We start from the raw sequence: 12,745 nt of genomic DNA, 5'->3' as shown, positions 1-12,745 counted from the left end.
TGGATGCGTGCTACCTCAATTACCTCGTGACCGCGTCCAGTGCGTCCACAGTGCCCCAGCCGTAGAAACCGTTGCGGTTCTTCGACCCCTCGCACACCGCGTCGACCTTGCCGTCGCCGTTGATGTCGTACGGGTCCGTGCACGCCGTGGCGTCGGCCTCGGCGTACAGGAGGGCCTTGACCAGGGCGGCGGAGGCGTGCGGATGGGTTGACTTGATCAATGCGGCCACCGCGGCCACGTGCGGTGACGCCATCGACGTACCGGACATGTAGCCCCACCTGCCGCCGGGCAGCGTGCCCAGGATCGAGCCGCTGGTGGCCGGCGGGGCCGGGGGCTGGTAGGCGGTCGCGTCGCCGCCGGGTGCGGCGACGTCGATGACACCGCGGCCGTAGTTGGAGAAGGACGACTTGAGGCCCTTCGCGCCCGTGGCCGCGACCGTCACGACACCCGGCAGCTGCGTCGGTATGTCGAAGCACTCGGACGGGTCGATCACCCGGTCCGAGGGCGTGCCGTCGTTCGGGGAGACCGGGTCGGTGATCTCGTCGGCGGCGAGGTCGTAGTTCTCGTTGCCGGCCGCGGCGACGTTGACCGTGCCCTTCTTCTCCGCGTACCGCGAGGCCCGGGTGATGGCGTCGACGAGCGCCTTCTGGTCCGGGTCGTCGGTGCAGTTGAAGTACCACGGGTCGGTGTAATAGCTGTTGTTCGTGACGTCGACGCCGTGCTCGGCCGCCCACACGAAGCCGCAGACCACGGCCTCCGTGTAGAAGTAGCCGGCGGTCGTGGACACCTTGATGCCGGCGACCTTCACGCCGGGCGCGACGCCCGTCATGCCGACGCCGTTCTTCGCGGCGGCGATCTCGCCCGCCACGTGCGTGCCGTGCGGGCTCTCCGCGGCGGTCGGCCGCCAGGCGCCGTCGGCCGTGTCCGGCTTGCCCGTCACACAGTTGACCGAGGCCTGGCGGTCGAAGTTCGGCGCGATGTCGGGGTGGGTGTCGTCGACGCCGGTGTCGATCACGGCGACGGTGACCTTCTTGCTGCCCAGCGTCTTCTCGTGCGCCTTGTCGGCCTTGATGGCCGGCAGGTCCCACTGCAGGGGCTCCAGCGGGTCCTGCCCGTCGACGGCCTGGACACTCGCCAGCTCGTCGGCGGTGAGCGCCTTGGGCGTGCCCTCGTCGTTCGTCGACTGGGCGGGCAGCGGCGCGTTGCGGGTGTTGCCGGCCGACTGGACCCCGCGCACCTCGCGGATGGTCTTCGCGAAGTCGGCGTTCGAGGAGTGGACGACGATCACGCCGATCCGGTCGTACGACGTCACGATCGTGCCGCCGGCCGCGGCGATCGCCTTCCTCAGGTGGGCCGAAGGGCCGTGTCCGGGACGGATGTTGACGACGTAGCTGAGTGCGGTCGCGTCGGCCGCGACGGTGGCCGACGGGGTGTCCGTGGCGGCCGTCGCGGCGCTGGCGGTGACGTTCGGCAGGAACGCGAGGCCCGTCGCCATGGCCATCCCGAGCGGGATCGCGAGGGCGCGACGGAAGCGCGGGTGAGGCGCTGTCATGTGTCAGGTTCTCCAGTTCGTTCGCGGTTCGCGCGGACTGTGCGGGGAGCCGGGAGGCACGGTGTCCTGTCCTCCGGGCGGGCGGGCCGCGATCACGAGCACCACTTCACCGTGATCGCGGCACCGCCACTACTCGACTGTCAGTGCTCGACCGTCACTACTTGACCGCGCGCAGCGCGTTGACGATGCCGGCGCCGAAGAACCCGTTGACGCGCTTGCCGCCGACGCAGGTGGCGTCCACGATGCCGTCGCCGTCGCCGTCGTAGGGCTCGGTCGGGCAGCCCGGGTTGTTCGCCTGCGCCTTGAGGAGCGCCTGCAGCTGGGCCGGGGAGGCGTGCGGGTGGGTCGACTTCAGGAGCGCGGCGACGGCGGCCACGTGCGGCGAGGCCATCGAGGTGCCCTGAAGGAAGCCGTACTGGTTGTTCGGCAGGGTGGAGAGGATGCGGCCGTTGGCCGACGGCGTGTCCGGGATCTGGAACTTGTCGCCGCCCGGCGCCGCGACGTCGACCACGCCCTTGCCGTAGCTGGAGTAGTACGACTTGGTGCCCTTGACGCCCGTCGCGCTGACCGTCACGACGCCCGGCAGCTGGGTCGGCACGTCGAAGCACTCGTGCGGATCGACCGTACGGGTGACGGGGGTCGAGTCGTCGGGGCTGGAGTCGTCGACCAGGGCGTCCGAGTCGAGGTCGTCGTTGGAGTTGCCCGCCGAGGCGACATTGAGCGTGCCCTTGTGCTGTGCGTACAGCTGGGCCCTGTTGACCGAATCAACGATGGCACGTTGATCGGGGTCGTCCATGCAGTTGTACAGCCAGGGATCAACGTAGTAGCTGTTGTTCGTGACCTCGACGCCGTGGTCGGCGGCGAACACGAAGGCGCACACGACGCTCTCCGGGAAGAACAGCGAGTTCACGTCCGGCTGGGCCACTGTGATGCTCGCGACCTTCACGCCGGGCGCCACGCCCGCGACACCGATGCCGTTGCGGGCCGCGGCGATCTCGCCGGCCACGTGCGTGCCGTGGTAGTGGTCGGCGTCCACCGGCCGCCAGGCGCCGTACGTCGTGTCCGGCTTGCCGCTCACGCAGTTCGCGGACTGCGAGGCGGAGAAGTTCGGCGCGATGTCGGGGTGGGTGTCGTCGACGCCGGTGTCGATGACGGCGACCGTCACCTTCTTGCTGCCCGGGTTGATCTTCGCGGCCTTGTCGGCGCCGATCGCTTCGAGGTCCCACTGGTCGGCCTCGAGCGGCTCCTCCCCGGCCGCCGAACCCTTGGCGGCCTTCGCCGCCTGGGCCTTTGAGAGGTACTGCACCGCACCCTCGTCGGTCGTGCCCGCCGCGGTCACCGGCGAGGTGCGCGAGGCGCCCGCCGACTGCACTCCGCGCACCTTGCGTATCAGGGTGGCGAAGTCGGGGTTGGCGGAGTGCGCGACGATCACACCGATCTTGTCGTACGTCACGACAACGCTGCCGCCGGCCTTGGCGATCGCCTTCTCGACCGACTTGATCGTGTGACGGTCCGTCCTGGTGTTGACGAGATACGCGAAGCTGTCCGCACTGGCCGCCTGGGCCGTGGGCTCCGTGTAGGGGGCGGCCTGCGCAGCCGCCGGCAGGAAGCCGAGCGAGGCGGTCAGCGACAGCGCTACCGGCACGGCGAGGGCGAGCCGACGTCTGGAACGCAGATGAGCCATGGGGTCTCCACATCATCCGGATAAGAATCCGCCCGAGGCACAGGTGCTGCTCGGGCAGGTACATGACGGGTGGTGCAGCCCGAAGCTATCTCCCGAAGTCGCTGGCCAGCAATGACCTACCGGAGCCGACTTCGGAAAGAGGGCAGGGGAGTTGAACCCGCCCTCGCGTGGCGCCGTGACCTTGGACAGGGAGCACGAGCACGATCGAGCCCCCCACATCGATGAGGAACCGAGCAGCCATGTCCGCCGTACCCAACCCGTCCCCGCCCCCCGAGCAGAGCCCGTCAACCGTCGCAACAGCACCCGCAACGCGAGGAGACTCCGTGGCCACCGAGACACCGCCCCCCTCGAAGACCCCAGCCCAACTCCCCTCCACCGAGGAGTTCGTCGCGGTGCAGGAGAGTGCGGAGTTCGGCGAACTGCGCCGCTCCTACCGCGGCTTCGCCTTTCCGCTGACCGTCGCCTTCATCGCCTGGTACCTGCTGTTCGTCCTGCTGTCCAACTACGCGGGCGACTTCATGGGCACCAAGCTGTTCGGCAACATCAATGTCGCGCTCGTGCTGGGCCTGGCCCAGTTCCTGACCACGTTCCTCATCGCCTGGTGGTACGCGCGTACCGCCGCCGCCAAGTTCGACCCCAAGGCCGAGGCGATCAAGTCCCGGATGGAGGGCGGCGAATGAGCCCCGCGATCAACACCGCGATCAACCCCACGGTCACGCTCGCGGCAGGTGAGGCCAGCGAGCACCGGACGCTGATCATCATCTTGTTCTCGATCTTCGTCGCCGCGACCCTCGTCATCACCGTCTGGGCGGGCCGCCAGACCAAGGACGCCGCCGACTTCTACGCCGGCGGCCGGCAGTTCACCGGCTTCCAGAACGGCCTCGCCGTCTCCGGCGACTACATGTCCGCCGCGTCCTTCCTCGGCATCGCGGGCGCCATCGCCCTCTTCGGCTACGACGGCTTCCTGTACTCCATCGGCTTCCTGGTCGCCTGGTTGGTCGCCCTGCTCCTGGTCGCCGAACCGCTGCGCAACTCCGGCCGCTACACCATGGGTGACGTGCTCGCGTACCGCATGCGCCAGCGCCCGGTCCGCACGGCGGCCGGCACCTCCACCATCGTCGTGTCGATCTTCTACCTGCTGGCCCAGATGGCGGGCGCGGGCGTCCTGGTCTCCCTGCTGCTGGGCATCACCAGCGACGCGGGCAAGATCAGCATCGTCGCCCTGGTCGGCGTCCTGATGATCGTCTACGTCACCATCGGCGGCATGAAGGGCACCACCTGGGTCCAGATGGTCAAGGCCGTGCTGCTGATCGCGGGCGCCCTGCTGCTGACCTTCCTGGTGCTGCTGAAGTTCAACTTCAACGTCTCCGACCTGCTCGGCACGGCCGCAAGCAACAGCGGCAAGGGCTCGGCCTTCCTGGAGCCCGGCCTCAAGTACGGCGCCACCGGCACCACCAAGCTGGACTTCATCTCCCTGGGCATCGCCCTGGTCCTCGGCACCGCGGGCCTGCCGCACATCCTGATCCGCTTCTACACGGTGCCCACCGCCAAGGCCGCCCGTAAGTCGGTCCTCTGGGCCATCGGCCTGATCGGCGCCTTCTACCTGATGACCCTCGCCCTCGGCTTCGGCGCGGCGGCACTGATCAAGCCCGACGAGATCATCGCCTCCAACAAGGCGGGCAACACGGCCGCGCCACTGCTGGCCCTGCATCTGGGCGGTGTCGACTCCAACTGGGGCGCCATCCTCCTGGCCACCATCTCGGCCGTCGCCTTCGCCACGATCCTCGCGGTCGTCGCGGGCCTGACCCTGGCGTCGTCCTCGTCCTTCGCGCACGACATCTACGCCAACGTCATCAAGAGGGGCACCGCCACCGAGAAGCAGGAGATGTCCGCGGCCCGCTACGCCACGGTCGGCATCGGCGCCGTCTCCATCCTCCTGGGCGCCCTCGCCCGCGACCTGAACGTGGCCGGACTGGTCGCGCTGGCCTTCGCGGTCGCCGCCTCCGCCAACCTGCCCACGATCCTCTACAGCCTCTTCTGGAAGCGGTTCACCACCTCCGGAGCGCTCTGGTCGATCTACGGCGGCCTGGTCACCGCGGTCGGCCTGGTGCTGTTCTCGCCGGTCGTCTCGGGCAAGCCCACGTCGATGTTCCCCGACGTCGACTTCCACTGGTTCCCGCTGGAGAACCCCGGCATCATCTCGATCCCGGTCGGCTTCCTGCTGGGCATCGTGGGCACCTACCTGTCCAAGGAGGAGCCGGACACCGGCAAGTACGCGGAGCTGGAGGTCAGGTCCCTGACCGGCACCGGAGCCCACTGACGGCCCCTGTACCGACCCCTGCAAGACCCCCGTACCGCCCCCTGGAACGCGGCCGCGTCGTAGGTCCCTACGACGCGGCCGCGTCGTACCTCGTCGGATCGGGACCTGTCGATGTCAGTGCGGTCGCGTAGGCTCGCAAGTGACGGAAAACGATTCATCGACACGCGAGGGAGGGGCCCCACGTGCTCATCGACACCTATGGCCGGGTGGCCACCGACCTGAGAGTCTCCCTGACCGACCGGTGCAATCTCCGGTGCACGTACTGCATGCCCGAAGAGGGCCTGCAGTGGCTCGGCAAGCCCGACCTGCTCACGGACGACGAGATCGTCCGCCTGATCGACATCGCCGTCACGTCCCTGGGCATCACCGAGGTCCGCTTCACCGGCGGGGAGCCTCTGTTGCGTCCGGGCGTGGTCGGCATCGTGGAGCGGGTCGCCGCCCTGGCCCCGCGGCCCCGGATGTCCATCACCACCAACGGCATCGGTCTCAAGCGCACGGCGGCGGCCCTGAAGGCGGCCGGCCTGGACCGGGTCAACGTCTCCCTGGACACCCTGCGCCCCGACGTCTTCAAGACCCTCACCCGCCGGGACCGCCACAAAGACGTCATCGACGGCCTCGCGGCCGCCTCGGCCGCCGGTCTGGTCCCGGTCAAGGTCAACGCGGTCCTGATGCCGGGCCTGAACGAGGACGAGGCCCCGGACCTGCTCGCGTGGGCCGTGGAGCACGACTACGAGCTGCGCTTCATCGAGCAGATGCCCCTGGACGCCCAGCACGGCTGGAAGCGCGAGGGCATGGTCACCGCCGGCGACATCCTGGCCTCGCTGCGCACCCGCTTCGACCTCACCCCCGAGCAGGCCGACGAGCGAGGCTCGGCGCCCGCCGAGCGCTGGCTGGTCGACGGCGGCCCGCACCGCGTCGGCGTCATCGCCTCCGTCACCCGCCCGTTCTGCGCGGCCTGCGACCGCACCCGGCTCACCGCCGACGGTCAGATACGGACCTGTCTGTTCGCCCGCGAGGAGACCGATCTGCGCGCCGCCCTGCGCGCGGACGCCCCGGACGAGGAGATCGCCCGCATCTGGCGCCTGGCGATGTGGGGAAAGAAGGCCGGTTCCGGTCTGGACGACCCGAGCTTCCTTCAGCCGGAGCGGCCGATGTCCGCGATCGGCGGCTGAACCCGGGTGACGACGGCGAGGAGCGAGAGCCGCTCAGGACTCCTGGGCTTCCCACTCCGTCAGCGGCACGACGTCCTTCAGGAACCCTCGTACTCCGAGGAACTGCGACAGGTGCTCCCGGTGCTCCTCGCACGCCACCCACGTCTTGCGCCGGTCCGGCGTATGGACCTTCGGGTTGTTCCACACGAGCACCCACACGGCGTCGTCGCGGCAGCCCTTGGCGGAGCAGATGGGGGTCTCGTCACTCACAGGTTCATCTCGCAAAGGGGCTGAACAAGGCGGCTCATCAAGGCACTGCGGCCCGCAAACAAGGCGACGCCGAGCAGCCACGGGGGGAGCTGCCCGGCGTCGGTCTGTCGCTCCGACGGGGGATGCGGAGCGCCTACGAAGTATGTCACGGGTACGCCGCCGCCCGGCACTGGAACAACATGATTGATCTGAGCTTTTCTTGAGCTTGGCGCGGAGCGGAATTCCGCTTAGGGCCCGCTCACCGAGGTCATGACCGGTCGTGCGGCTCGCTTCGTGCGCCCGGTGCGGACTCGGTCGTGACATCTTCCGGGACGGGTTCCGCGAAACCGTCATTCGTCCGCGGAGAGGCAATCATCGGACGCGTCGGCACGGTCACGAACGTCGTCGGCAGCGAGGTCGCGTTCTCCCGTCCGGCGTTCGCGATCACCACCGCGACATAGGGCAGCGCCACGCCGAGCACCAACGCCACGATCGCGACGTGCCGTTCGACGTTCCACAGCGTGGCCGCGAGGATCACCGCGACCGTACGGATGGACATCGAGATGACATAACGGCGTTGCCGGCCGCGCACGTCCTCTTCGAGGCCGGTCCGAGCTCCGGTGATCCGGAACACCTGGCCGTTGCCACCGGCATGCTGCTTCCGCATCCCATTCCACCATCCGCCCGCATCGGACTCTCCCCGGCCCCGGTCCGGTGCACCCCGCTCGGGAGGCGGCACCCGGACTCGTCCCACGTTACGCCCCGCCTGCGTCGGCTACGAGAGCGGGGCACCTCCGGCCTGGGCGACCGGGCTCAGCCGTAGCACGTACGGGCGTACCCGACGTGCGCCGTACGGCGCACGGGCCGACACTCGACGTAATGCTCACGTAGAGCCGTACTAGGAGGCAGCCATGGGCTGGTTGTGGGCGATCATCGTCGGATTCGTGCTGGGGCTGATCGCCAAGGCGATCCTTCCGGGCAAGCAGCACAGTCCGCTCTGGCTGACCACCATCTTCGGCATGCTGGGTGCGATCGCGGGCAATGCCATCGCCCGTGCGGCGGGCGTCGACGAGACGTCGGGCATCGACTGGAGCCGGCACGCGTTCCAGCTGGTCGCAGCGATCATCATCGTGGCCGTGGGCGACATGCTGTACATGGCGACCCTGGGCAAGCGCAAGCAACGGGCGTAAACAGCAGCGCCCGTAAGGGGCGCGGGGAACTGCGCGATCAGCCACGACGAACTCGCGGCCCGCAACGAACCCCACGCCCCTACGGCGCTTACGCTCCGGTCACCTCAACTGCGGCAAGGTTCTTCTTGCCCCGCCGCAGCACCAGCCAGCGCCCGTGCAGCAGTTCCTCCGTCGCCGGGACGGTGTCCTCGGAGGCGACCTTCACGTTGTTCACGTAGGCCCCGCCCTCCTTCACCGTCCGCCGCGCAGCGGACTTGCTGGCGACCAGGCCGACCTCGGCGAGCAGGTCCACGACCGGAGCCAGCTCGGTGACCTGGATGTGCGGCACCTCGGAGAGCGACGCGGCCAGCGTCTTCTCGTCCAGCTCCGCCAACTCGCCCTGGCCGAACAGCGCCTTGGACGCGGCGGTCACGGCGGCCGTCTGGTCCGCCCCGTGCACCATGGTCGTCAGCTCCTCGGCCAGCGCCCGCTGCGCGGCCCGCGCCTGCGGCCGCTCCTCGGTCTGCTTCTCCAACTCCTCGATCTCCGCACGGGACTTGAAGGAGAAGATGCGCAGGAACTTGGAGACGTCCCGGTCGTCCGCGTTCAGCCAGAACTGGTAGAAGGCGTACGGCGTCGTCATCTCCGGGTCGAGCCAGATCGTGCCGGACTCCGTCTTGCCGAACTTGGTGCCGTCGGCCTTGGTGATCAGCGGCGTGCCCAACGCGTGCACCGCGGCCTCGGGCTCGACCCGGTGGATCAGGTCCGTGCCCGAGGTGAGGTTGCCCCACTGGTCGCTGCCACCGGTCTGCAGCGTGCAGCCGTACCGCCGGTACAGCTCCAGGAAGTCCATGCCCTGGAGGATCTGGTAGCTGAACTCGGTGTAGCTGATGCCCTCCTGGGACTCCAGGCGCCGGGAGACGGCCTCCTTCGCGATCATCTTGTTCACGCGGAAGTGCTTGCCGACGTCCCGCAGGAACTCGATGGCCGACAGACCCTGGGTCCAGTCCAGGTTGTTGACCATGACCGCCGCGTGCGGCCCCTCGAAGTCCAGCAGCGGGGCGATCTGCTCGCGCAGCCGCTCGACCCACTGGGCGACGACCTCCGGCGCGTTCAGCGTGCGCTCCGCGTTCGGCTTCGGGTCGCCGATCAGGCCCGTGGCGCCCCCGACCAGGCCCAGCGGGCGGTTGCCCGCCTGCTGGATCCGGCGCATCGTCAGGATCTGCACCAGGTTGCCGAGGTGCAGGCTGGGCGCGGTCGGGTCGAAACCGCAATAGAACGTGACGGGACCGTCCGCGAACGCCTTGCGCAATGCGTCCTCGTCAGTGGAGAGGGCGATCAGCCCACGCCACTGCAGTTCGTCGACGATGTCCGTCACGGTTCTCGTATCTCCTTGGATGATCTTCGAGCGGTCGAGCGACCACGGCTACGAGGTTATACGCCCTGACTGACAGAGCTCATATTGAAGTCGGGCACCCGCAGCGCGGGCATCGCAGCCCTAGTGAACCAGTCGCTCCACTCCCTCGGCAGCGTCTTTTCCGTGCGCCCGGCCTCGGTCGCCCGGCCCAGCAGACCGACCGGTGACTCGTTGAACCGGAAGTTGTTGACCTCGCCGCTCACCTCGCCGTTCTCCACCAGGTAGACGCCGTCCCGGGTCAGACCGGTGAGCAGCAGCGTCGCCGGGTCGACCTCGCGGATGTACCAGAGGCAGGTCAGCAGCAGCCCGCGCTCGGTGTTCGCGACCATCTCCTCGAGCGAGGTGTCGTCGCCGCCGTCCAGGATGAGGTTGTCGATCGTGGGAGCCACCGCGAGCCCGGTCCGGGCCGCGGTGTTCCGGCTGGTCGTCAGCCGGGCCAGCTCGCCCTGGCGCACCCACTCGGTGGCCGTGAGCGGCAGACCGTTGTCGAAGACCGACTGGTCGCCGTCGGAGGAGTGCGCGATCACGAACGGCGCCGACTCCAGGCCCGGTTCGTTCGGGTCGCTGCGCAGGGTCAGCGGCAACTCGGTGAGCCGCTCGCCCACGCGCGTGCCACCGCCCGGCTGGGAGAACACCGTCCGCCCCTCGACCGCGTCCCGGCCCGACGCCGACCACATCTGGTAGATCAGCAGGTCCGCGACCGCGGTCGGCGGCAGCAGCGTCTCGAACCGCCCGGCGGGCAGCTCGATCCGCCGCTGCGCCCAGCCGAGGCGTACGGCGAGTTCGGCGTCCAGTGCGGCCGGGTCGACGTCCTTGAAGTCACGCGTGGAGCGGCCCGCCCACGCCGAGCGCGTGCGGTCGGGCGACTTGGCGTTCAGCTCCAGCGTCCCGTTGGGCTGGTCGTGCCGCAGGCGCAGCCCCGTCGACGTACCGAGGTAGCTCGACACCAGCTCGTGGTTGGCGAAGCCGTACAGCTCGCGTCCGCCGGCACGCGCGCGTGCGAAGGCCTCGCCGAGGGCCGGCGCGAAGTCGGCGAACACGGCGGAGGTGGTCTCGGCGGGCGCGTCCGTGAAGTCGGGCGCCTGCGTCACGCCGGTGACCAGCGGCTGCGCGTCCTCGGCGGGACCCGCGCCGCGCGCGGCGGCCTCCGCGGCCCGTACCAGGGGCTCCAGCTCGTCCAGGGTGACGGCCGAGCGGGAGACGACACCGGAGGCGGTGCCCTCCTTGCCGTCGACGGTCGCGACGACGGTGAGCGTGCGCCCGCGCGTGACGCCGTTCGTGGTGAGCGCGTTCCCGGCCCAGCGCAGGTTGGCGGTCGAGTGCTCGTCGGCGATCACCACGCACCCGTCGGCGGTCGACAGCTCAAGGGCCCGCTCGACGATCTCGTGCGGCTTGCTCGTACGCGCGCTCATCGCCCGGCCTCCTGCGTGGTGTTGAGGATGTTGACGCCCTTGAAGAGCGCGGAGGGGCAGCCGTGCGAGACGGCGGCGACCTGGCCCGGCTGTGCCTTGCCGCAGTTGAAGGCGCCCCCGAGGACGTACGTCTGCGGACCGCCCACCGCGGCCATGGAGCCCCAGAAGTCGGTGGTCGTCGCCTGGTAGGCGACGTCCCGCAGCTGCCCGGTGATCCGTCCGTTCTCGATCCGGAAGAACCGCTGGCCGGTGAACTGGAAGTTGTAGCGCTGCATGTCGATCGACCAGGACCGGTCCCCGACGACGTAGATCCCGCGGTCGACCCCGCCGATCAGGTCCTCGGTACCCATCCCCGCGGGGTCCGGCTGCAGCGACACGTTGGCCATGCGCTGCACGGGCACGTGCCCGGGGGAGTCGGCGTACGCGCAGCCGTTGGAGCGCTCGAAGCCGGTCAGCTTCGCGATCCTGCGGTCCAGCTGGTAGCCGACGAGCGTGCCGTCCTTCACCAGGTCCCAGGACTGGCCCGCGACACCCTCGTCGTCGTAGCCGATGGTCGCCAGGCCGTGCTCCGCGGTGCGGTCACCGGTGACGTTCATCAGCTCGGAGCCGTACCGCAGCTTGCCCAGCTGGTCGAAGGTGGCGAACGAGGTGCCAGCGTACGCGGCCTCGTAGCCGAGCGCGCGGTCCAGCTCGGTGGCGTGGCCGATCGACTCGTGGATGGTCAGCCACAGGTTGGAGGGGTCGACGACGAGGTCGTACAGGCCCGGCTCGACGCTCGGCGCGCGCATCTTCTCGGCGAGCAGCTCCGGGATCCGCTCCAGCTCGGAGTCCCAGTCCCAGCCGGTGCCCGTCAGGTACTCCCAGCCGCGTCCGACCGGCGGCGCGATTGTGCGCATCGAGTCGAACTCGCCGCTCGACTCGTCGACCGACACCGCGTTCAGCTGCGGGTGCAGCCGCACACGCTGCTGCGTGGTCACGGTCCCCGCGGTGTCGGCGTAGAACTTGTTCTCGTGCACGGTGAGCAGCGAGGCGTCGACGTGGTTGACCCCGTTCGCCGCCAGCAGCCGCGCGCTCCAGTCGCCCAGCAGCGCCGACTTCTCCTCGTCGGGCACGGAGAAGGGATCGATCTCGTACGACGAGATCCAGGTCCGCTCCTCGTGTACGGGCTCGTCGGCCAGCTCCACGCGCTCGTCCGACCCCGCGGCCTTGATCACCTGGGCGGACAGCTTGGCCATCGCGATCGCCTGCGAGGCGACCTTGGCGGCCGCGTCCATGGTCAGGTCCACGCCCGACGCGAAGCCCCAGGTGCCGCCGTGCACGACCCGCACCGCGTACCCGAGGTCGGTGGTGTCCGACGAGCCGGCGGGCTTGGCGTCCCGGAACCGCCAGGACGCGCTGCGCACCCGCTCGAACCGGAAGTCCGCGTGCTCCGCCCCCAGCGCTCGCGCGCGGGCCAGCGCGGCGTCGGCGAGGGCGCGTAGAGGCAGTGCTGTGAAGGCTTCGTCGATGGTATGAGGCACCGAGGTCTCTCCTTGATTCTCCGTTGACCGGTTGCCCGGCTGACGTGACGCGTGGTCGAAGCGGCGGCTGCTCCGATCATGTCGCGCGGTCGGGCCCGTGGACCACAGGTTTCGGTCCGGTGCGAGGAACTTTCTGTAGGGATCCGACAGTGAGTCCCCTGAGCCACTGTCGGTGCCCGATTGTCCGCGCACCGGACGAGACCGATAGGTTTCAGAGGAAGCCGCCTGTCATCCAGGTGTTCGGGCGGGGGTACCAAGACCGCTATCGAAA

The 12,745-nt window shown here is 69.4% G+C and carries 11 protein-coding genes; 4 read left to right on the top strand and 7 right to left on the bottom strand.

Translation table 11 applies throughout. The annotated features are described in order from the left end of the window. Nucleotides 1-19: 19 nt before the first annotated feature. Both ACIP6U_RS41215 and ACIP6U_RS41210 read right to left on the bottom strand, forming a co-directional pair. Entirely contained in the window at nt 20-1,552 is a 1,533-nt protein-coding gene (locus ACIP6U_RS41215) for a S8 family peptidase (protein WP_401727896.1), read from the bottom strand. A 157-nt stretch (nt 1,553-1,709) separates the two neighbouring features. Continuing rightward, nucleotides 1,710-3,236: a S8 family serine peptidase gene (locus ACIP6U_RS41210; RefSeq protein WP_401727895.1), complete on the bottom strand. Its 1,527-nt coding sequence runs from the start codon at nt 3,234-3,236 to the stop codon at nt 1,710-1,712. Between the two features lie 323 nt (nt 3,237-3,559). Here ACIP6U_RS41210 and ACIP6U_RS41205 point away from each other — a divergent pair, with 323 nt between their 5' ends. The 3 genes from ACIP6U_RS41205 (at nt 3,560) to moaA (ending at nt 6,728) form a co-directional block, all read left to right on the top strand. Further along, entirely contained in the window at nt 3,560-3,916 is a 357-nt protein-coding gene (locus ACIP6U_RS41205; protein ID WP_124002427.1) for a DUF485 domain-containing protein, read from the top strand. Further along, complete coding sequence (locus tag ACIP6U_RS41200) at nt 3,913-5,556, top strand: cation acetate symporter (RefSeq protein ID WP_401727894.1); 1,644 nt, start codon at nt 3,913-3,915, stop codon at nt 5,554-5,556. The genes ACIP6U_RS41205 and ACIP6U_RS41200 overlap by 4 nt, the downstream gene beginning before the upstream one ends. A gap of 182 nt (nt 5,557-5,738) precedes the next feature. Then, nucleotides 5,739-6,728 (top strand): GTP 3',8-cyclase MoaA, encoded by a 990-nt coding sequence (gene moaA, locus ACIP6U_RS41195; RefSeq protein WP_401727893.1) that lies wholly within the window; start codon nt 5,739-5,741, stop codon nt 6,726-6,728. Between the two features lie 33 nt (nt 6,729-6,761). Here moaA and ACIP6U_RS41190 read toward each other — a convergent pair whose 3' ends face one another. Beyond that, complete coding sequence (locus tag ACIP6U_RS41190) at nt 6,762-6,977, bottom strand: hypothetical protein (protein ID WP_401727892.1); 216 nt, start codon at nt 6,975-6,977, stop codon at nt 6,762-6,764. A gap of 247 nt (nt 6,978-7,224) precedes the next feature. Then, a complete protein-coding gene (locus ACIP6U_RS41185) occupies nt 7,225-7,623 on the bottom strand; it encodes a DUF3099 domain-containing protein (RefSeq protein ID WP_401727891.1) in 399 nt (132 codons plus the stop codon). A 244-nt stretch (nt 7,624-7,867) separates the two neighbouring features. On the opposite strand from ACIP6U_RS41185, the gene ACIP6U_RS41180 reads away from it, so the two are divergent. After that, nucleotides 7,868-8,146, top strand: coding sequence for a GlsB/YeaQ/YmgE family stress response membrane protein (locus ACIP6U_RS41180; RefSeq protein WP_124002431.1), 279 nt, complete (start codon nt 7,868-7,870; stop codon nt 8,144-8,146). An 88-nt stretch (nt 8,147-8,234) separates the two neighbouring features. Here the strand turns inward: ACIP6U_RS41180 and tyrS are convergent, their stop codons facing one another. Genes tyrS through ACIP6U_RS41165 form a run of 3 tightly spaced genes read right to left on the bottom strand, consistent with a single transcriptional unit; the run spans nt 8,235 to nt 12,474 of the window. Beyond that, on the bottom strand, nt 8,235-9,503 hold the full coding sequence (tyrS, locus tag ACIP6U_RS41175) for a tyrosine--tRNA ligase (RefSeq protein ID WP_401727890.1): 1,269 nt from the start codon (nt 9,501-9,503) through the stop codon (nt 8,235-8,237). Nucleotides 9,504-9,559: 56 nt separating this feature from the next. Beyond that, nucleotides 9,560-10,954, bottom strand: coding sequence for a metallopeptidase TldD-related protein (locus tag ACIP6U_RS41170; RefSeq protein WP_401727889.1), 1,395 nt, complete (start codon nt 10,952-10,954; stop codon nt 9,560-9,562). Beyond that, the gene (locus tag ACIP6U_RS41165; protein ID WP_401727888.1) at nt 10,951-12,474 is read right to left on the bottom strand and encodes a TldD/PmbA family protein; all 1,524 of its coding nucleotides are present in this window, start codon (nt 12,472-12,474) and stop codon (nt 10,951-10,953) included. Before ACIP6U_RS41165 ends, ACIP6U_RS41170 begins: the two co-directional genes overlap by 4 nt. Nucleotides 12,475-12,745: the final 271 nt, after the last annotated feature.

This window comes from Streptomyces sp. NPDC088794 (assembly GCF_044750545.1).
Classification (GTDB): Bacteria; Actinomycetota; Actinomycetes; order Streptomycetales; family Streptomycetaceae; genus Streptomyces.
This window is presented reverse-complemented; position numbering and strand designations above follow the sequence as displayed.